We start from the raw sequence: 17,958 nt of genomic DNA, 5'->3' as shown, positions 1-17,958 counted from the left end.
TCAGGTACTCCGGGGTGCGGCGGCGTCGAGGTTGGCATCCAACCAGTCGGCCAGGCCGGTAAGGGTGTCGAACTGCAGGTCCGGCTGCAGCTGCGGATGGGTCCAGGTGGCTGCGTCGCGGTTGATCCAGCAGCCGCGCAGGCCGGCGGCAATCGCCCCGGCCACGTCCATGTCGGCATGGTCGCCGACGTGCAGCACCTGTGCCGGTGCCACACCCAGGCGGGTGCACGCGGCATGGAAGATGCTGGCTTCGGGCTTGGCCGCGCCGTGTTCGCGCGAACCCAGCTGGAAGGCGAAATGATGGGCCAGGCCGATCCGCTCCAGGTCGGCATTGCCGTTGCTCAGCGCCGCCACCGGTACCCGTGCGGCAATGCGCGCCAGCGCGTCGATCGCATCGGGATAGCACTCCACCTGGTTGCGCGCGGCGTAGAACACTTCATACGCAGGCTCCAGCAGATCGAGGCTGGCACCGCTGGTGTGCAGTGCTTCGTGCAGGGTCAGCCGGCGCAGCGCACTCAGGTCGTGGTGGAGGTACGGATGGGCGTGGTACAGCCGCTCGCGCAGTTCGCGCATCGCCTCCACCGGATACATCGCGGCGGTAGCGGGGCTGTGTTCGCACATCCAGGCGTGCAGGACCTGTTCGATGCGGGCGCCGATCGGAGCGAACGGCCACAGCGTGTCGTCAAGGTCGAGGGTGATGGCTTGGACGGGGAAATTCACCTCGCCATTCTACCCCTGCCCGCGCGGGCTTTCATGCGGCGCGGCGGGCGGGTGGGCACTGTGGCTGGGCCGGGTCAGCGCAGGTTGTACGAGCAGGCGATGGTGGTCTGGCCGTCGAACTGCTGCACGTCCAGGTTGTGCCGCCCAACTTCCTTCGTGTAGGTGCCTGCCACCGGGTCGGACATCTTCGCCAGTGCCGCGACCTGTTCCACACTGGCCGAGCTGAAGTACGCGGTGAAACTGTCGATGCCATCCTCGCCGCTGTCGCCGTCATAGGACTGCAGCCGGTTCACGGGCTGGCCCAGCACCATCAAGGGCGTGGTCAGCCGGAACTCGCCGCTGGATTCGCCGTCCTGCGCCCTTGCCGGGGCCGGTGCCAGCATCCGGGCCATGGCGTCGAACTGCATGGGCGTGAGGTGCCGCTTGCAGGTAACCGCCTCAGCAAGCTGGGTGCGCGCCTGATCGGCAGTCGGCGGCGTCGCGGCGAACGCGGGAGCGGCAATGCAGGCCAAGGCAAGGCAACGCGTGGCGAGAGAGTTCATACGAGCGGATCCATCCGGGTAGGGCGCCATAGTCTGCCACTTCGTCCCTGTTTCTGGTTCCGCCACCTGCGTCCATCCGTTGTTGATGCCGTCACTCCAGCAGGCGTGCCCAGCCCTGCATGCCATCCAGGCGTGCCAGCACCAGCTTGATGCACACCAGCAGCGGCACTGCCAGCAGCAGCCCGATCATGCCCCAGGCCCAGCCGAACACCATCAGCGCCAGGATCAGCACCAGCGGCGACAGCTTCATCCGACGGCCCAGCACGATCGGGGTCACCATCTGCCCTTCCAGGGTGTGCAGGCCCAGGTAGGCGGCGGCCGGCAGCAGGGCCTGCAGCGGGTCGCGGAACTCGACGAAGCCCATCAACAGCATCAGCGCCACGCCGATCAGCGGACCCACATACGGGGCGAAGTTCAGTAGTGCAGCCACCGTGCCCCACAGCAGTGCTTCCTGCAGGCCGATGCCGAGCAGCATCAGCACGCCGGCGAACACCAGCCCGACCAGGGTGTTGATGACGCTGATGGTCAGCACGTAACGCGAGACCTCCCGTTCGATCGAACGCAGGATGTCGGTGGTGAACCGCTGCTGCTGGCGGTTCGGGAACAGGGCGATCGCTGCGCGCTGCAGGCTCTGCCCGTAGATCATGAAGAACAGGGTCAGCAGCACCACCGCCAGCACCGACGCGGCCAGGCGCGGTGCACGGGTCAGCATGCGGTATGGATCGTCCAGCTGGGTGCGGATCACCTGCACCTTGTGGTTGCTGTCACCGCCGGCCACGCGGGCGAAGTTTTCCGCCGCCTGGTTGGCCTGCTGCACCGGCTTGGTCAGGTCCTGCACCTGCCGGGCCACCTTGCGCAGCTGCTGCGGTGCTTCCTGCGCCCATTCCATCGCCGGACCGATCAACTGCACCGCCAGCGAACCGGTCACGCCCAGCCCGGCGCCGAGGATCAGCAGTGCGCCCAGCGCGCGCGGAATCCACAGCTTCTGCAGCAGGCGCAGGATCGGGTTGCCGACCAGCGCGAAGAACACCGCCAGCAGCACCGGCAGGATGATGTCCTGCGCGGCCCACAGCGTGTAGCCCACCGCCAGGGTGGCCAGGACCACCAGCGACATCGGCCCGCGTGGACGCGACGGGGGCGGCAGCGGTGCCTCCGCACCCTGCGGATCGGCTGGTGACGGGGACAGGAGGGACTCGCTCATCGACGCACCAACCGGGAAGGGGAGCGCATTATCCGCCGGCCGCGATCGGCGCGGCGGAGTGCGTGGATCAACGTTCGGACAGCTCGGTGGCGGCTTCGGCCGGGCGCGGTTCGCGCGGTTCCGGTTCGGGTTCCGGGCGGGGGGCAGGTGCCGGCCGTGCGTTGGCGGCGGAGGCCGCCGCCTGTGCCTGCTCGCTGGCATCGTCGGCTTCTTCGGCCGCGTCGTCGGCGGTCGCTGCAGCCTGTGCCGCCATCGCCGTGGCGAACGCCGCCTGGGCACTGGCGAACAGGTTCGAGACCGAACCGACCATCTGCAGCCAGCGCGCACCGTTGACCTTGCCGGGCACTTCCAGCTTGCCGGCGATGAAGCCACCGGCCAGGCCGACCACCACGATGCGCAACGGCGACCAGCCCTTTCGCCAGACGTCGCTGAGCTTGGACCAGTGGTCCTGGGTCTCGCCCAGGCGCACGGTCACCACCTGTTCGCAGCGTTTCACCCGCCGCTGCAGCGCGCCGAACTTCATGGCTTGCCCTCGGGCAGCTGCACGCCGGCATCGGGGTCGTCTTCGCTGGGCTCGTCGAACAGGCCCAGGCGTGACAGCTGGCGCCGGGTGGCATGCATGCCGGTGTGGTGGAAGAAGTAGGACACCCGCCAGATCGCGTAGCCGGTGACGGCCAGGCTCAGCAGCGAGGTGATCAGCAGCGCCTGCAGCCAGCTAAGGCCCCAGCTCTGCAGCAGGGCGATGAGGGTGGCCGCCATCAGCAGCCAGGCCGAGGCACCAAATACGATCGCCACGCCGGCCCAGGCCAGCGCACGGCCGAAGGCGCTGCGGGCCAGGGCGAAGTCGGCCGAGGCCAGCCGGCGCAGCGAGCGCACGGTGTGCTTGGCCGAATCGGCGGCGGCACGACCGGCCGCGCCGACCTGGCGGATGCTCTCATCCAGCGGCGGGGTGGCCGCCGGATCAGGGGCTTGCGCGTTGTCTTCGCTCACGCCGCGGCTTACTTGTCGCTGCTGCCGCGGGCCAGCTTGGCGATGATCCAGCCGGCAGCGAAGGCGACGCCGAACGAAGCCAGCGGACGCTCACGGATCAACTCGGCGGCGCTGTCGATCAGGTCCTTGCCCTTGTCCATCAACGCGTCAACCTGTTCCTTGGCAGCGGCACCACCGAATTCGGCGGCGGCCAGGCCAGACAGTGCGCTGTCGGACAGTTCGGCCTTGACGTTGGCCTTGCCGATGCGCAGCTCGTCGGTCGCGGCACCGGTTGCGCCCTTGATCGCACCGCCGGCGGCCGTGGCGGCCTGCTTCAGGTGGGAACCGGCTTCACCCAGGTGTTCCTTCAGGTTCTCGGTGTTGGTGGGGCTCATCGAATCACTCCTGTTGCGATGGGGGAACGGGTGTCGGCGGTGCCGACCTGGACTGACAGCAATAGCATTGCCGGGGTATAGGGGGTGTTACGGCAGGGCGATCAGCGCATCACGAGCTGGCCCTGCTGCTGGCCATTGTTGCGCAGCACGCGCACCACCAGGGTCGGCGGGCGCTGCTGGAAGTTGGCGCGCCAGCTGGCCAGGTCGGCGAATTCACCCACGGTGGCGTCGGTGATGATGTCGCCCTGCTGCAGGCCGTTGCTGGCCGCGCGGCTGCCACGCTTGACCTCGCTGACCAGCACGCCGCCGACACCCGACTGCCGCAGCGACTCGGGCAGGTCGACGAAGGTGGCACCGGTCAACCGCGGGTCCAGGCTCTCGCCGGTGACCGCACGCGCCTGTTCCTTCAGCGTGGCCTTGATCTGCACGGGCTTGCCTTCGCGGCGTACGTCCAGCGTCATCGGGCTGCCGACCGCAGCCAAGCCTTCCACGTTGTGCAGGGCTTCGGCGCTGTCCACGCGTTGGCCGTTGGCCGAGACCACCACGTCGCCCGGCTTCAACCCGGCCGCGGCGGCCGCCGAACCGGCCAGCACGCGGGTGATCAGCGCACCGCGCGTTTCGCCCAGGCCCAGCCCCTGCGCGATCTGCGCGGTCAGGTTCTGGCTCTCCACGCCCAGCGTGCCGCGTACCACCACGCCGTGCTTGACCAGCTGGTCGACCACGCTGCGCGCCAGGTTGGACGGAATCGCCAGGCCCAGGCCGATGTTGCCGGCCATGCTGCCCTGCGGGTTGAAGCTGGCGGTATTGATGCCGACCAGCTGGCCCTGCAGGTCGACCAGGGCGCCACCGGAATTGCCCGGGTTGATCGACGCATCGGTCTGGATGAAGTTCTGGTAGCCCAGGCCACGGATGCCGCTGCGGCCCACCGCCGAGACGATGCCCGAGGTGACCGTCTGGCTGAAGCCGAACGGATTGCCGATGGCCACCACGAAGTCACCGACCCGCAGCTGGTCGCTGTTGCCGAGCTTGATGTCGGTCAGGTTCTGCGCCGGGATGCGGATCAGCGCGATGTCGGTATCGCGGTCCGAACCGAGGAACTCGGCCTTCACCGTGCGCCCGTCGGCCAGTGTCACCTGCACGTCATCGGCGTTGTCGATGACATGGTGGTTGGTCAGCACCAGGCCTTCCTTGGCGTCGATGATCACGCCCGAGCCCAGCGATTCGTTGATGCGCTCCTGCGGGATATCCGGGAACAGGCGGCGGAAGAACGGGTCGTTGAAGAACGGGTTGCGCACGCGCACCACCTGCTTGGTGTTGACGCTGACCACGGCCGGCATCGCCTTTTCCAGCATCGGCGCCAGCGAAGGCACCGCCTGTCCGGCCACCGCGGCCGGCAACGCGGCGGTGGTCGGCAGCACCGCTGGCAGCGGTGCTGCATCGGCACGGTTGTCCAGGTGGGCATTGATGCCGGTGGCAACGAAGCCACCGAAGGCGGCGGCGATTGCGAGCGTGAGCAGGGTGGGAAGCGGTCGCATGGTTGTCGGTTCGCTGGCGTGGGTGGGGGCGGTTCGGCCCTACGGTAAAACAAGCTGAATGAGTGTGTCGCGATCTGGATAAATGCGCCATGAAAACCGCAGGCCGCGAAAGGCGAGTGAGGAGGCTGACAGCATGGCTGTGGCGACACCGCACAGGCGACGCCTGCACCACCGAAGACGATCGCCGGGGGCGCCGACACAGACCGATACCTGCGCAGTTCCGCGCAACCGGGTGCCGCAATGCGCCACAGCACGCATCGGATGCCGCGTCCGTGCAACGGCACGCAACGGCCATCTTCGACCACGCGCTTGCTGTGGCGTAGTCCTTAAAAAAAGGCGTTTCCTGTGAACCCGCCGCTTCCGCGGCAGTGGTGGGCTACACCATGGCCGTCGCATCAGATGCGATTGCGGGCGCGTGCCCCGTTCCACGATCGTCAATGTCGGTATAGCATCGCCCCGTTTTGATACTTAAGGCCCCCAGGAGGGCAACATGAGCAACGGTAATGGTGTGTCGGTCGTGACCGACGCCGTCGAGAACGTCAAAGAAGCCGCCACCAACGTTGGCGAGACCATCGCCCACGCCGCCGAAGACGCCGTGAAGTCGGTCAAGAAGACCGTCAAGCGCGCCACCAAGGCGGCCGGTACCCGCGTTGCCAAGGCCAAGAAGGCCGTGGCCAAGGTCGAGAAGACCGTTGCCAAGAAGGCCGACAAGGCCGCCAAGTCGGTCGGCAAGACCGTTGCCAATGCCAAGAAGAAGCTGGAAGCGGCCAAGAAGAACGCCAAGGCCGAAGCCGCTGCCCTGAAGAAGGAAGTGGCCAAGAAGAAGGCCGCTGCAGGCAAGGCTGTGACCAAGAAGGCCGCTGCCGCCAAGAAGACCACCAAGGCTGCCGGCAAGAAGGTCGCCACCGTGAAGAAGGCCGCCACCAAGAAGGCCGCCGTCGCGAAGAAGACCGTTGCCAAGAAGACCGCGGCCGCCAAGAAGGTGGTCGGCAAGAAGGTCGCCACCACCAAGAAGGCTGTGGCCAAGAAGACCGTCGCCGCCAAGAAGGTCGCCGGCAAGAAGGCCGTGGCTGCGAAGAAGGTTGTCGGCAAGAAGGTTGCCGCCACCAAGAAGGTCGCCACCAAGAAGACCGCGGCCGCCAAGAAGGTTGTCGGCAAGAAGGCTGCCGTCGCCAAGAAGGCTGTTGGCAAGAAGGCCGCCGTCGCCAAGAAGGCTGTCGGCAAGAAGACCGCCGTCGCCAAGAAGGCGGTGGGCAAGAAGGTTGCCGCCACCCGCAAGACGGTCGCCAAGAAGGCTGCGCCGCTGAAGAAGGTCGCCGCCAAGAAGGCTCCGGGCAAGAAGGCCGTGCGCAAGGTCGCCAAGCGCAAGTAATCGCGCCGTGACCGAAGGCCCTGCCACCCACCGGGTGGTAGGGCCTTTCGCGTTTCTGGGGCGCTACCTGGGGCAAGATGCAGGTTCTTCCCGCCGGAGCCCGACCATGCGCGGTATCGACTTCAGTTCCTGGCAGGGCGTGCTGTCCACGTTGGCCGGCCTGGTCCTGATCACCCTGCTCGGCGTCGGCATCCGCCTGCTGGTGATGCAGACCCTGCAGCAGCGCCGCGAGCGCGAGAACCGGCAGATCAACGAACGGCTGCGCACGCTGATGGCCGCCTACAAGACCCTGGGCGGTTCGTTCACCGGCGAGCTGGGCGTGGATCCCAGCCATCGTCGCGACCTGCGCCAGCGCGAAGATGCCGACGGCATCGCCGAGCCGCGCTCGGACCGTGCGCGGCGCATCCGCGATGCGGTCGAGGCCGCGCTGTCGGACATCCTGCTGCTGGGCACCGACGAACAGGTGCGGCTGGCCACGCGTGCCGCCAACGAACTGGCACAGGGGCGGCCGGTGCATACCCACGAACTGGTGGTCTCGCTGCGCGACTTCGTGCGCGAAGCGCTGGATCTGGCCCCGATTCCGGCCGATCTGCAGATTCCACCGCAGGGGCCGACCCGGCCCGTTGCCAGTGGTGGCGGCAAGGGCCGTAACGACGGCGATGCCAAGGGCGGCCGTGCAGGCGGTGGCGGTGGTGGTGGAATGGGCGCCGGCATGGGCGGCATGGGCCTCGGTGCCGGCGCCGCACTGGGCGCCGGCCATGCTGCTGCCAGCGATGAAACGGACGCGCGCTGAGCACCTCCGCCGGGTTCAGCGCGTCAGCTCGTAGAGCGGCACGAAGCCGCCGTAGATCATCCGCGCGCCGTCGAACGGCATCGGATTCTTCGTTGGATCAAACCGCGGGTCCTCCATCATCTTCTTCATGCCGGCGTCGCGGGTCGGCTTGTCCGGCCATTCGATCCAGGAAAACACCACCGTCTCATCCGGCGTGGCTTTCACCGCGCCGAAGAAGTCGGTGGTCTTGCCGTGCGGCACGTCATCGCCCCAGCACTCGACCACGCGCAGCGCGCCGTACTCGATGAAAACGGGATCCCCTGTACGTGCATGGGCGAGGAACTTCTCCTTGTTGGCGGTGGGCACCGCCAGGACGAAACCGTCGATGTAGCTCATTGCCTGCCTCCGGATGGACCGTGCCACATGCACGGCCTTCAGGTACACGACGAACCAGGGGATCGGGGATCGACAACGGTGGACAGTGAAGAAACCTGAAAAATGCACGCGCGCCGCGCGCGTATGCCAGACGCAGCCTGAATCAAGCCAAAAAATTCAGCAATGCGAAGACCGCTGTTTTCAGGGAGCGTTGTGGCGAATAACGGAGAATTTACATTCCCGATGCGATGGCGCCTTGGCGCTGCTGCACACCATAAGAAAGTAAAGGTGTACCCCCATGAAGAATTCGCTGATTGCTCTGGCCCTGGCCGCTGCCCTGCCGTTCACCGCTTCGGCTGCTGAGAACCTGTCCTACAACTACGCCGAAGCCGACTACGCCAAGACCGACGTTGAAGGCATCAAGGCCGACGGCTGGGGCGTGAAGGGTTCCTACGGCTTCCTGCCGAACTTCCACGCCTTCGGCGAATACAGCCGCCAGGAAATCGACCACACCAACCTGAAGGTTGACCAGTGGAAGGTCGGTGCCGGCTACAACGTTGAAATCGCTCCGAGCACCGACTTCGTTGCCCGCGTTGCCTACCAGAAGTTCGACCGCAAGCACGGTCTGGACTTCAATGGCTACAGCGCTGAAGCCGGTATCCGCACTGCCTTCGGCGCCCACGCCGAGGTCTACGGCATGGTCGGTTACGAAGACTACGCCAAGAAGCACGGCGTCAATCCGGATGGCCAGTGGTACGGCCGCCTGGGTGGTCAGGTCAAGCTGAACCAGAACTGGGGCCTGAACGGCGAGCTGAAGATGAACCGCCACGGCGACAAGGAATACACCGTCGGCCCGCGCTTCAGCTGGTAATTGCTGCCTCGGCGCGATTGCGCGCTGGAGACGCCCCAACAGGCCCGGCATTTGCCGGGCCTGTTGCGTTTGCGCCGTGGCAAACCGGAATGCTGTCTGACTGGCGGAATGCGCGGGCCAGCCATTGCAAGGAATTGGATTCCGCCGCTGCGGGCACCGACCTACGTTGGATGTCCCATGTTGCCTGGACATGCCGCAATGCCGCTGACCCTCCCGCCTCTGCTGCCTGATCGGCCACGACGCCTAGCGCTGCTGGACCCGCACCCGGTACTGCGGTTGGGCGTGGAAGTGCTGCTGCGCCAGCACGCGGGTGTGCAGGTACGGGTGAGCCTGTCCAGCGAGGCGCACCTGCTGCACCTGCTGGAGCGCAGCCCGACGTGTGTCGACCTGCTGCTGATCGATGCGTTGCCCATGGGCGACCTGGGCGATGGGTTGGCCCTGTTGCACGTGCTGTCGCAGCGCTGGCCGGCACTGCCGGTGCTGGTGCTCTCGGCACACTGCAATGCCAGCACGGTGGCCACCGCGATGCGTGCCGGTGCGCGCGGCTTCCTGTCCAAGTCGACGCCACCGGACGTGTTGCTGCGTGCCATTGATGTGGTCGCCCGGGGAGGGCGCTTCGTGCCACCGGAGCTGCGCGCGGAACTGAACCTGCCGGGCACGCGTGCACGCAGAATGCCGGCCCCGGCACTGGTGCCGTTGAGCCAGCGCGAACGGGAAGTGCTCGGGCTGGTGCTGAAAGGGGTCAGCACCAGCGAAATGGCCCTGCGATCGGGGCGTTCAGCCAGCACGATCAGCTCGCAGAAAACCTCGGCCTACCGCAAGCTCGGCATCCGCGGGGACGGTGACCTGTTCCGCTTCCGCCACCTGCTGGAATGCGGATGAGCGGCGTTACTCGCCCTGGTACTGCTTCTCTTCCACCAGTGCAGAACCGGCCACGCGGTTGATCTCGTTCTTCACCTGCACGCGCTCGCCATTGGTGCCATAGACACCGCGTGCCAGCTGGATGAATGCATCATCGAACACCTGGGCCGCTTCCTTGTCGCGCAGCTGGTCCTGGATGTCCCACATACGCTCGTTGATCGCCTTCAACTGCTGCTGCAGCGCGGCCAGGGCCGGCTGTGCCTGCAGCTGCTGCTGCAACAGGGGCAGCAGGCCGTCCAGCTCGGTGCGCACGTTGGCCAGCTTGGCGGCATCGTCGATGCGCTCGGCCTTGATCTGGAGAATGGTGATCTTGTCGATCAGCTCGCCGATCGATACCGGGGTCAGGATGGCGTCCACGCGGTTGGTTCCTGGAAACAGGGCGCCATGATACCGCGCCGCTGGCGCATGGCCCCGATCCACGGGATTTACGCCGAATTTGCGCCGCGGGCCGGGCCGCACCCTCGATCCGTTACGGCCACGCGCTGGACACTGCCGTCCCGGCGGCGTGACCGCCTTCGACGAGGAACACAGTGCAGTGAACAGCAAGGGGACGATGGCGGCGGTGGTGGCCGCCCTGGCAGGGCTGCTTGGCATGGGCAGCGCGCAGGCACAGGTGCAGGTCAGTGGCAGTGCGGCCTTGACCAGTGACTACGTGTGGCGCGGCAGCTCGCAGAGCGATGGTGACCCGGCGGTGCAAGCCGGCGCGAAGATCTCGATCCCATCGGGCTGGTACGCCAGCGTGTGGGGGTCCAACGTCTCGTTCAAGCCGGACAATGGCGCGCGCAGCGAGTTCGACCTGGTGGCGGGCTGGTCCGGCGCGCTGGCACCGGACTGGACGCTGGATGCGAACCTGACCCGCTATGTGTATCCGGGTACCGGTCGTGCGCTGGACTGGACCGAACTCAACACCACCGTGACCTGGAAGCAGCGCGCCTGGCTGCAGGTCGCGCATTCCAACGATGCGTTGGCCGGTGGCCATCGCGGAACCTATGCCCAGCTGGGCGTGCGTGTGCCGTTGCACGAACGCGTCCGCCTGGAAGCAGCGGTGGGCCAGTACTGGCTGGCCACCGCGCAGGGCCCGGATTACCTGCATGGCCAGCTCAGTGCCATTGCCACGCTGACTCCGGCATGGGAGCTGCGCGCCACCGTGCATGACACCGACAGCGCGGCCAAGCGACTGTTCCCGGGCAATGCCGGTGGACGCTGGGAGCTGGCGCTGCAGGGCAGCTTCTAGTTCGACGATGCCGCCTGGCGCGCGCGCAGCGCGCCGGGCAGCCACAGCAGCAGGGCCAGCACGGCCACGGCGGCACCGGCCACGCAGACGCCGGTCCAACCGTAGCGCTGGTAGACCTGCGCCGACAGCAGCGAACCCAGCGAGCCGCCGATGAAGTAGCCGGTCATGTAGCCGGCATTGAGGCGGTTGCGCGCCGCGGGCTGCAGCGCATAGATCAGGTTCTGGTTGCTGACGTGCAGCAGCTGTGCGGCCAGGTCCAGCACCACCACGCCGATCAGCAGCGCCAGCAGCGAGTGGGCCGACAGCCCCAGTGGCAGCCACGACAGCAGCAACAGCACCAGCGCGATGGCAGTGGCGCGTCCGGTCTGGCCGCGGTCGGACATGCGCCCGGCCAGGCCGGCCGCCAGCGTACCGGCTGCACCGACCAGCCCGAACAGGCCGATGGTGGCATCGCTGTAGGCGTACGGTGGCTGCGCCAGCAGGAACGCGAGCGGGGTCCAGAAAATCGCGAACATGGCAAAGCTGCAGGCACCCAGCAGGGTGCGCTGGCGCAGCACCGGCTCCTGCACGAACAGCACGCCGATCGAGCGCAGCAAGGCGAAATAGCCCAGGCCGGCGCTGTGGTGGAATCGCGGCAGGCCGCGCTGCAATGCCAGTGCGGTCAGCACCAGGGTGCCGGCAGCGATGGCATACACCAGGCGCCAGTCACCCAGGCTGGAAAGCAGGCCGGCCACGGTACGCGCCAGCAGGATGCCCAGCAGCAGGCCACTCATCAGCGTGCCGACCACGCGGCCACGATGTTCCGGCGCGGCCAGCGTGGCCGCGAACGGCACCAGCACCTGTGCCACCACCGAAAACAGTCCGGTGATCGCGGTCCCGACCAGCAGCCAGGCCAGCGACGGCGCGCAGGCACTGATCACCAGGCCACCGGCCGACAGCAGGCTCATCACCACGATCAAGCGGCGGCGCTCGAACAGGTCACCCAGTGGCACCAGCAGGATCAGTCCGGCGGCATAGCTCAGCTGTGCTGCGGTAACCACCATGCCGACCTGGCCGAACGGCACGCCGAAGGCATCTGCGATGGTGTGCAGCAGCGGTTGCGCATAGTAGTTGCTGGCCACGGCCACGCCGGTGGCGACCGACATCAGCAGCACCTGCCAGCGGTGCAGAGGGGGAAGGGACGGGCTCACGCGGTGTTCCAGGAAGCGGGGTGCACAGTGTCCGCCTGCTGCGGTCATGATGGAAATGAATCATCATCATCCTTGTCATCTGAAAACAAGATAGCTGGATGAACCTCAAGCAGCTCGAGTTTGCCGTCGCCCTGGCCGAGGAGGGCAATTTCACCCGTGCCGCCGAGCGCTGCCACGTGGTGCAGTCCGCGCTCAGCCACCAGATCGCCCACCTGGAACAGGAACTGGGTGCCACGCTGTTCGAGCGCCTGCCACGCCAGGTGCGGGCTACCGCCGCCGGCGAGGCGTTGCTGGTGCACGCACGCCAGGTGCTGGCCAGCCTGCGCCACCTGCGCGCCGACGTGGCTGCCGTCAGTGGCGAAGTGCGTGGCCTGCTGGCCATCGGGCAGATTTCTTCGCTGACCGACATCGACGTCGTGGCGATGCTGGCGGCCTTCCAGCGGGTGCACCCACAGGTGGAGTTCCAGCTGCGCGTGGACAAGAGCGAAGACCTGATCGCACAGGTGCAGTCGCGCGCGCTGGATGTGGCACTGGTCGGCCTGGCGCCGTCGGCAGCGCTGGATGGCGTCTGCCACCAGGTGCTGCAGGAGGAGGATCTGGTAGCGGTACTGGCGCCGTCGCACCGGCTCGCCGGGCGCACGCGGTTGCCATTGACCGCACTGCAGGATGAAGCGCTGGTCGACTTCCCGCGCGGTACCGGTGCGCGCCGGCAGACCGACGATGCCTTCGCCGCCGCTGGCCTGCCGCACACGGTGCGTTTCGAGGTCAACCTGATGGAACTGGTCGAGCGCTTCGTCCGCCACGGATTGGCGGTCGGCATCGTGCCGGCGTTGATCGCCGAAGGTTTCCAGGGCGTGGTTCAGATTCCACTGCAGCCGACCCCGACCCGGCGCGTACACCTGGTCTGGCAGCGGCTGCCGACGCCGGCCGCGCGCGCCTTCGTCGAGGCCGTGCTCAGCCGCGCAGGCGCAGGCTCAGGCCCTTGAGGAAGTTGCGCAGCATCTGGTCCAGGCAGCGCCGGTAGTTGGTGTGCCCGGGCTGGCGGAACAACGCACCGACTTCCGACTTGGACACGTTGAAGCCGGCGCTGGCGAAGATCTCCATCAGGTCCACGTCGCGCAGCTGGAAGGCCACGCGCAGCTTCTTCAGCACCAGGTTGTTGTCGATGCGGGTTTCCACCGCACGCTGCGGCTGGCTCTCGTCGCGACCGCGCAGGTGCACGATCAGGCCATCGAGGAAGTGCGCCAGTGCGCTGTCGTTCATCGCCTCGAAACCGGCTTCGTCCTCGCGGCGCAGCCAGGCCTTCACCTGCTCGGTATCCACGGCGAAGGCCGGGTCGGCCATCTGGCACAGGGTGACCACGTGCTGGTCACCCAGGTCCAGGGAGTAGCGCACGCTGCGCAGGACATCATTGTTGATCATGGCGCAATTGTACCGGTCACCCCGACACGTGGGGTCGCCGCCCCGGATCTGGCCGATCCGGCAACACGGGTGCTGCCGGACGGTGCCAGAATGGGGATCTGGTTTTCCCCCTGGAGTTGCCTGATGACCCGCACTGTCCTGATTACCGGCGCCACGTCCGGCTTCGGCGCCGCCGCCGTCCACCGCTTCGCCCAGGCCGGCTGGAAAGTGATCGCCACCGGCCGCCGCGGCGAACGCCTGCAACCGCTGGTCGAGCGCTATGGCAAGGACGTGGTGCACGCCGCCGCCTTCGACATCCGCGATCCGGTGGCGATGGAGGCGGCCCTGCTGGCGCTGCCGCCGGCCTTCGGCGAGATCGACCTGCTGGTCAATAACGCCGGTCTGGCGCAGGGCACCGCACCGGCACAGAGCGCCAGGCTGTCGGACTGGACCACGATGATCGACACCAACATCACCGCGCTGGTGACCCTGACCCACCGCCTGTTGCCGCAGCTGGTGGAGCGCAAGGGTGCGATCATCAACATCTCGTCGGTGGCGGGCGTCTACCCGTACCCGGGTGGCAACGCCTACGGTGGCACCAAGGCCTTCGTCAGCCAGTTCTCGCTGGGCCTGCGTTCGGACCTGCACGGCACCGGCGTGCGCGTGACCACGATCGAGCCGGGCATGGCCGAGACCGAGTTCACCGTGGTCCGCACCCATGGCGACCAGAATGCATCGGACAAGCTGTACAGCGGTGCCAATCCGATGACCGCCGAAGACATCGCCGAACAGATCTTCTGGGTGGCCACGCTGCCACCGCACCTGAACATCAATCGCCTGGAGCTGATGCCGGTCAGCCAGTCCTTCGCCGGGTTCCAGGTCGCCCGCGAGGGCTGACGCCGTGTGTGGAGTCGAGCCATGCTCGACTCGGCAGAAACAAAAAAAGCCGGGCAATGCCCGGCTTTCTTCATGCAGTCCCGCAGAACGTCACTGCGCCTTGATGGCCATCGCCTGCAGGCCGGTGCCATCCAGCTTCTGCTTCGCTTCAGACAGTTCGCCGGCGCTGCCGTACGGCCCCATGCGCACGCGATACACGGTCTTGCCGTTGATCTGCGCCGACTCCACGCGTGCCGCCAGGCCCATCATGGCCAGCTTGGCCTTGGTGGCTTCGGCGTCGCCGGACGCACCGAAGGCACCTGCCTGCAGGATGTAGCGGGCGTTGTCGGCGGGCGCCGGTGCGGCAGTGGTCGCCGGCGCGGTGGGCGCGGCTTCCGCGCGCGGCGCGGGGGTGGCGGCCGTGCTGGTCGACGCCGGTGCGGTGCTGGCCGGCGGGGTTGCCGCGGCCGGGCGCTCGCTCAGCGGTGCCGGCAGCGGACGGTTGCTCGCGGTCACCGGTGCGGTGCTGGCGACGCTGGCCGTTGCGGTCGGTGCCGGCGTGGCCGTGCTCGCCGGCGGCACCGGCTTGCCCTCCAGCGCGGCCTGCGCGCGCGACGCTTCGGCCTTGGCCCGGCGCTGGTCCTCGGCACGCGCGCTGGCGGCCAGTTCGGCGTCGGACATTTCCACTTCCTTGCCCGGCAGCAGGGTGTAGAAGTCGTACTGCGTCGCCGCGGGCTTCTCCGGTTCGGCCGGCTTCGGCGTGGCCGGCTGCGCGGCTGGCTGGCTGCCGACATCGCTGTCTGCATCAGCAACCGGGGCCGGCTGCGCGTTCGGGTTCGGCTGCGGACCGGCGCGCAGGAAGCCGTCGCCTTCGCCCTTGAACAGGTTCGGCGCCGCCAGGAACACCACGGCGGCGATCGCCACACCGGCCACCAGCCACACCCATCCGGGTGTGCCCTGGCTGCTGCTGTTGCGTCGTGCCTGGGTTTTGCCGCGTCGTGCTGCCATGTGTACTGCGTCTCCTGATGCTTACATTTTTTCCGGGGCGCTCACGCCCAGGAGTTCAAGGCCGTTGGCCAGCACCTGGCGCGCCGCGCAGGCCAGGGTCAGCTTGGCGTTGCGATCGGCGGCGTCTTCCACCAGCACCGGCGTCCCGTGATACCACGTGTGGAAGGCATGCGCCAATTCACGCAGGTACTGCGCCACCAGGTGCGGCTCCAGCGCCACGCCGGCCGCTTCCACCACTTCCGGATAGCGCGAGATCTCGTTCATCAACAGCAGCGAGGCATCGTCGGCCAGGTGGCCAAGGTTGGCCAGGCCATTGCCCTGCTCGTACACCAGGCCCTTTTCCTGCGCCTGGCGCAGCAGGCTGCAGACACGGGCGTGCGCGTACTGCACGTAGAACACCGGATTGTCGTTGCTCTGCTGGCGCGCCAGGTCGATGTCGAAGGTCAGCTGCGAATCGGGCTTGCGCGCGATCAGGAACCAGCGGGTCGCATCGCGGCCGGCTTCTTCGATCAGGTCGCGCAGGGTGAAGTAGCTGCCGGCACGCTTGGACAGCTTCACTTCCTCGCCGCCGCGCATGACCGTGACCATCTGGTGCAGCACGTATTCCGGCCAGCCCTGCGGGATGCCCACTTCCATCGCCTGCAGGCCGGCGCGCACGCGCGCCAGCGAGCCGTGATGGTCGGCGCCCAGTTCGGTGATCGCGCGCTCGTAGCCGCGCTGCCACTTGGACAGGTGGTAGGCCACGTCCGGCACGAAGTAGGTGAAGGTGCCGTCGGACTTGCGCATCACGCGGTCCTTGTCGTCACCGAAGTCGGTGCTGCGCAGCCACAGCGCGCCGCCTTCCTCATAGGTGTGGCCGGACGCCTGCAGCTTGGCCACCGCTTCGGCAACCTTGCCGTCGGCGTACAGCGAGCTTTCCAGGAAGTAGATGTCGAAGTCGACACCGAACGCGGCCAGGTCCAGGTTCTGCTCGTTGCGCAGGTAGGCCACGGCGAAGCGGCGGATTGCCTGCATGTCGTCCGGGTCCTTGGCGCCGACCACGGTGCTGCCTTCCAGGTCGACGCTGGCACCGGCCATGTAGGCGCGGGCGACATCGGCGATGTACTCACCGCGGTAGCCGCCTTCCGGCCAGCCGTCCTGATCGGGTGCGATGCCCTTGATCCGCGCCTGGGTGGACAGCGCCAAGTTCTCGATCTGCACGCCAGCGTCGTTGTAGTAGAACTCGCGCTTGGCGTTCCAGCCGTTGGCATCGAGCACGCGGGCCACGCAGTCGCCGATCGCCGCTGCGCGGCCATGGCCGACATGCAGCGGGCCGGTCGGGTTGGCCGACACATACTCCACGCCCACCGTGCGGCCATTGCCGGACAGGTTGCGGCCGTAGTCGTGGGCTTCCTTGATGACCGAGGCGGTTTCGCGCTGGTACGCGGCCGGGGCCAGATGGAAGTTGATGAAGCCGGGGCCGGCGATCTCGACCTTGCTGACGTCCTCGCTGCGCGGCAGCGCCTCGACCAGCGCCTGTGCCAGTGCGCGCGGATTGCTGCGCGCGGCCTTGGCCAGCAGCATCGCGGCGTTGGTGGCGAAGTCGCCGTGGTCACGGGTCTTCGGGCGCTCGACCACGAAGTCCGGCGGCAGGGAGTCGGCGGGCAGGGTGCCATTGGCGCGCAAGGCTTCGATGCCTTGGCTGATCAGGGCGCGGAGGAGATTTTTCACGAGGCCTGCTGTGAGAATGAGCGGCGGAATCGCCCATTTTAGCGCAGATGCCCGCGCCCACGCTGACCAGGACATGCCTGCGGGGCGCCCGCCCGGCCCTGACCAGGGCCGTTCAGCCGAACAGGCGCGGCTGGGGCGGGGACAGCAGGCCCCGTTCAGCAAATGAAACGGGGCGGCCCTCGCCGACGACGAAGTGGTCGAGCAGGCGCACGTCCACCAGTGCCAGCGCCTGCTGCAGTTCATCGGTGATGCGGGTGTCGGCGCCGGAGGGCTCGGGGTCGCCGGAAGGATGATTGTGGCTGAGGATCACCGCTGCCGCATTGTGCAGCAGGGCTCGACGCACCACCTCGCGGGGATAGACCGGGGCGGCATTGATGGTGCCCTGGAACAGTTCTTCGCAGGCGATCAGGCGGTGGCGGTTGTCCAGGAACAGCGCCATGAAGATCTCGCGGGCCTGGCCGCGCAGGCGGTGCTGCAGATAGCGGCCGACCGCAGCCGGGTTGTTACCGACGGCCTCGCCCTGCTGAAGTTCAGCCGCCAGATAGCGGTGGGCCAGTTCCAGCCCGGCGGCCAGTGCACAGCTTCGAGCAGGGCCCAGCCCCGGCAACCGGGCCAGCTCGCGGGCCGGGCGGTCCAGCAGCACACGCAGGGGACCGTGCGCCTGCAGCAGGTCGCGCGCGGTCTGCACCGCATCGCGTCCACCGAAGCCGGAGCCGAGGAACAGTGCCAGCAGTTCTGCGTCGGACAGCGTGGCGGGGCCGCGTGCGATCAGCTTCTCGCGGGGACGTTCCTGTTCGGGCCAGTCGTGGATGGGCATGCCTGCATCATCGCCAGTGGGGGCGATGCGGCCCATCAGGGCAGGACGC

At 67.6% G+C, this 17,958-nt stretch carries 21 protein-coding genes; 7 read left to right on the top strand and 14 right to left on the bottom strand.

The window, feature by feature from the left end; genetic code table 11:
* The 7 genes from ACUVWL_RS15990 to ACUVWL_RS15960 all read right to left on the bottom strand — a co-directional run bounded on the left by ACUVWL_RS15990 (nt 1) and on the right by ACUVWL_RS15960 (nt 5,362).
* A complete protein-coding gene (locus tag ACUVWL_RS15990) occupies nt 1–720 on the bottom strand; it encodes an HAD family hydrolase (protein WP_014645647.1) in 720 nt (239 codons plus the stop codon).
* Between the two features lie 74 nt (nt 721–794).
* Nucleotides 795–1,262 (bottom strand): hypothetical protein, encoded by a 468-nt coding sequence (locus ACUVWL_RS15985; protein ID WP_032961458.1) that lies wholly within the window; start codon nt 1,260–1,262, stop codon nt 795–797.
* 91 nt (nt 1,263–1,353) lie between these two features.
* Nucleotides 1,354–2,463, bottom strand: a complete 1,110-nt coding sequence (locus ACUVWL_RS15980; RefSeq protein WP_049441853.1) for an AI-2E family transporter — start codon at nt 2,461–2,463, stop codon at nt 1,354–1,356.
* Nucleotides 2,464–2,530: 67 nt separating this feature from the next.
* Nucleotides 2,531–2,986 (bottom strand): protein sip-5, encoded by a 456-nt coding sequence (locus ACUVWL_RS15975; RefSeq protein ID WP_445978552.1) that lies wholly within the window; start codon nt 2,984–2,986, stop codon nt 2,531–2,533.
* Nucleotides 2,983–3,453 (bottom strand): phage holin family protein, encoded by a 471-nt coding sequence (locus ACUVWL_RS15970; protein ID WP_014645651.1) that lies wholly within the window; start codon nt 3,451–3,453, stop codon nt 2,983–2,985. Before ACUVWL_RS15970 ends, ACUVWL_RS15975 begins: the two co-directional genes overlap by 4 nt.
* Before the next feature lie 8 nt (nt 3,454–3,461).
* Nucleotides 3,462–3,827, bottom strand: a complete 366-nt coding sequence (locus ACUVWL_RS15965) for a hypothetical protein (protein ID WP_004153835.1) — start codon at nt 3,825–3,827, stop codon at nt 3,462–3,464.
* A gap of 101 nt (nt 3,828–3,928) precedes the next feature.
* A complete protein-coding gene (locus ACUVWL_RS15960; protein ID WP_014645652.1) occupies nt 3,929–5,362 on the bottom strand; it encodes a Do family serine endopeptidase in 1,434 nt (477 codons plus the stop codon).
* 490 nt (nt 5,363–5,852) lie between these two features.
* On the opposite strand from ACUVWL_RS15960, the gene ACUVWL_RS15955 reads away from it, so the two are divergent.
* On the top strand, nt 5,853–6,734 hold the full coding sequence (locus tag ACUVWL_RS15955; protein WP_032961452.1) for a hypothetical protein: 882 nt from the start codon (nt 5,853–5,855) through the stop codon (nt 6,732–6,734).
* Between the two features lie 106 nt (nt 6,735–6,840).
* Complete coding sequence (locus ACUVWL_RS15950) at nt 6,841–7,527, top strand: hypothetical protein (protein ID WP_014645654.1); 687 nt, start codon at nt 6,841–6,843, stop codon at nt 7,525–7,527.
* Nucleotides 7,528–7,542: 15 nt separating this feature from the next.
* On the opposite strand, the gene ACUVWL_RS15945 is transcribed toward ACUVWL_RS15950, so the two are convergent.
* Nucleotides 7,543–7,902, bottom strand: coding sequence for a DUF1428 domain-containing protein (locus ACUVWL_RS15945; protein WP_014645655.1), 360 nt, complete (start codon nt 7,900–7,902; stop codon nt 7,543–7,545).
* Nucleotides 7,903–8,179: 277 nt separating this feature from the next.
* Between ACUVWL_RS15945 and ACUVWL_RS15940 the strand changes: the two genes are divergently transcribed.
* Both ACUVWL_RS15940 and ACUVWL_RS15935 read left to right on the top strand, forming a co-directional pair.
* The gene (locus ACUVWL_RS15940) at nt 8,180–8,752 is read left to right on the top strand and encodes an OmpO family porin (protein ID WP_014645657.1); all 573 of its coding nucleotides are present in this window, start codon (nt 8,180–8,182) and stop codon (nt 8,750–8,752) included.
* 198 nt (nt 8,753–8,950) lie between these two features.
* Nucleotides 8,951–9,634: a response regulator transcription factor gene (locus tag ACUVWL_RS15935; RefSeq protein WP_032961444.1), complete on the top strand. Its 684-nt coding sequence runs from the start codon at nt 8,951–8,953 to the stop codon at nt 9,632–9,634.
* Nucleotides 9,635–9,640: 6 nt separating this feature from the next.
* On the opposite strand, the gene ACUVWL_RS15930 is transcribed toward ACUVWL_RS15935, so the two are convergent.
* Entirely contained in the window at nt 9,641–10,030 is a 390-nt protein-coding gene (locus ACUVWL_RS15930; RefSeq protein WP_010486915.1) for a DUF6165 family protein, read from the bottom strand.
* A gap of 178 nt (nt 10,031–10,208) precedes the next feature.
* Between ACUVWL_RS15930 and ACUVWL_RS15925 the strand changes: the two genes are divergently transcribed.
* A complete protein-coding gene (locus ACUVWL_RS15925) occupies nt 10,209–10,907 on the top strand; it encodes a TorF family putative porin (RefSeq protein WP_197574627.1) in 699 nt (232 codons plus the stop codon).
* On the opposite strand, the gene ACUVWL_RS15920 is transcribed toward ACUVWL_RS15925, so the two are convergent.
* Nucleotides 10,904–12,052: an MFS transporter gene (locus tag ACUVWL_RS15920; RefSeq protein ID WP_329768298.1), complete on the bottom strand. Its 1,149-nt coding sequence runs from the start codon at nt 12,050–12,052 to the stop codon at nt 10,904–10,906. The two genes, ACUVWL_RS15925 and ACUVWL_RS15920, sit on opposite strands and share 4 nt — an antisense overlap.
* 143 nt (nt 12,053–12,195) lie before the next feature.
* Here ACUVWL_RS15920 and ACUVWL_RS15915 point away from each other — a divergent pair, with 143 nt between their 5' ends.
* Nucleotides 12,196–13,083, top strand: a complete 888-nt coding sequence (locus ACUVWL_RS15915; RefSeq protein WP_014645661.1) for a LysR family transcriptional regulator — start codon at nt 12,196–12,198, stop codon at nt 13,081–13,083.
* Here the strand turns inward: ACUVWL_RS15915 and ACUVWL_RS15910 are convergent.
* The gene (locus ACUVWL_RS15910) at nt 13,052–13,519 is read right to left on the bottom strand and encodes a DUF1456 family protein (protein WP_014645662.1); all 468 of its coding nucleotides are present in this window, start codon (nt 13,517–13,519) and stop codon (nt 13,052–13,054) included. The two genes, ACUVWL_RS15915 and ACUVWL_RS15910, sit on opposite strands and share 32 nt — an antisense overlap.
* A 123-nt stretch (nt 13,520–13,642) precedes the next feature.
* Between ACUVWL_RS15910 and ACUVWL_RS15905 the strand changes: the two genes are divergently transcribed.
* Entirely contained in the window at nt 13,643–14,395 is a 753-nt protein-coding gene (locus ACUVWL_RS15905; RefSeq protein WP_014035694.1) for an SDR family NAD(P)-dependent oxidoreductase, read from the top strand.
* A 90-nt stretch (nt 14,396–14,485) separates the two neighbouring features.
* On the opposite strand, the gene ACUVWL_RS15900 is transcribed toward ACUVWL_RS15905, so the two are convergent.
* The 3 genes from ACUVWL_RS15900 to radC form a co-directional block, all read right to left on the bottom strand.
* Nucleotides 14,486–15,382, bottom strand: coding sequence for an SPOR domain-containing protein (locus ACUVWL_RS15900; RefSeq protein WP_046428160.1), 897 nt, complete (start codon nt 15,380–15,382; stop codon nt 14,486–14,488).
* 21 nt (nt 15,383–15,403) lie between these two features.
* Nucleotides 15,404–17,092, bottom strand: a complete 1,689-nt coding sequence (argS, locus tag ACUVWL_RS15895) for an arginine--tRNA ligase (protein ID WP_032961431.1) — start codon at nt 17,090–17,092, stop codon at nt 15,404–15,406.
* 112 nt (nt 17,093–17,204) lie between these two features.
* Nucleotides 17,205–17,909: a RadC family protein gene (gene radC, locus ACUVWL_RS15890; RefSeq protein ID WP_014035697.1), complete on the bottom strand. Its 705-nt coding sequence runs from the start codon at nt 17,907–17,909 to the stop codon at nt 17,205–17,207.
* Between the last annotated feature and the right edge of the window lie 49 nt (nt 17,910–17,958).

The organism is Stenotrophomonas muris (assembly GCF_052751275.1).
Note: the sequence above shows the minus strand (reverse complement) of the source record. Positions and strands in the feature narration are given on the sequence as shown.

Excerpts from the sequence above, each read along its gene's own strand:
- ACUVWL_RS15985 (WP_032961458.1), bottom strand. The coding sequence starts at position 1,262 with ATGAACTCTCTCGCCACGCGTTGCCTTGCCTTGGCCTGCATTGCCGCT.
- ACUVWL_RS15980 (WP_049441853.1), bottom strand. The coding sequence starts at position 2,463 with ATGAGCGAGTCCCTCCTGTCCCCGTCACCAGCCGATCCGCAGGGTGCG.
- ACUVWL_RS15975 (WP_445978552.1), bottom strand. The coding sequence starts at position 2,986 with ATGAAGTTCGGCGCGCTGCAGCGGCGGGTGAAACGCTGCGAACAGGTG.
- ACUVWL_RS15965 (WP_004153835.1), bottom strand. The coding sequence starts at position 3,827 with ATGAGCCCCACCAACACCGAGAACCTGAAGGAACACCTGGGTGAAGCC.
- ACUVWL_RS15960 (WP_014645652.1), bottom strand. The coding sequence starts at position 5,362 with ATGCGACCGCTTCCCACCCTGCTCACGCTCGCAATCGCCGCCGCCTTC.
- ACUVWL_RS15955 (WP_032961452.1), top strand. The coding sequence starts at position 5,853 with ATGAGCAACGGTAATGGTGTGTCGGTCGTGACCGACGCCGTCGAGAAC.
- ACUVWL_RS15950 (WP_014645654.1), top strand. The coding sequence starts at position 6,841 with ATGCGCGGTATCGACTTCAGTTCCTGGCAGGGCGTGCTGTCCACGTTG.
- ACUVWL_RS15945 (WP_014645655.1), bottom strand. The coding sequence starts at position 7,902 with ATGAGCTACATCGACGGTTTCGTCCTGGCGGTGCCCACCGCCAACAAG.
- ACUVWL_RS15940 (WP_014645657.1), top strand. The coding sequence starts at position 8,180 with ATGAAGAATTCGCTGATTGCTCTGGCCCTGGCCGCTGCCCTGCCGTTC.
- ACUVWL_RS15935 (WP_032961444.1), top strand. The coding sequence starts at position 8,951 with ATGCCGCTGACCCTCCCGCCTCTGCTGCCTGATCGGCCACGACGCCTA.
- ACUVWL_RS15920 (WP_329768298.1), bottom strand. The coding sequence starts at position 12,052 with ATGTCGGTCGCCACCGGCGTGGCCGTGGCCAGCAACTACTATGCGCAA.
- ACUVWL_RS15915 (WP_014645661.1), top strand. The coding sequence starts at position 12,196 with ATGAACCTCAAGCAGCTCGAGTTTGCCGTCGCCCTGGCCGAGGAGGGC.
- ACUVWL_RS15910 (WP_014645662.1), bottom strand. The coding sequence starts at position 13,519 with ATGATCAACAATGATGTCCTGCGCAGCGTGCGCTACTCCCTGGACCTG.
- ACUVWL_RS15905 (WP_014035694.1), top strand. The coding sequence starts at position 13,643 with ATGACCCGCACTGTCCTGATTACCGGCGCCACGTCCGGCTTCGGCGCC.
- ACUVWL_RS15900 (WP_046428160.1), bottom strand. The coding sequence starts at position 15,382 with ATGGCAGCACGACGCGGCAAAACCCAGGCACGACGCAACAGCAGCAGC.
- radC (WP_014035697.1), bottom strand. The coding sequence starts at position 17,909 with ATGCCCATCCACGACTGGCCCGAACAGGAACGTCCCCGCGAGAAGCTG.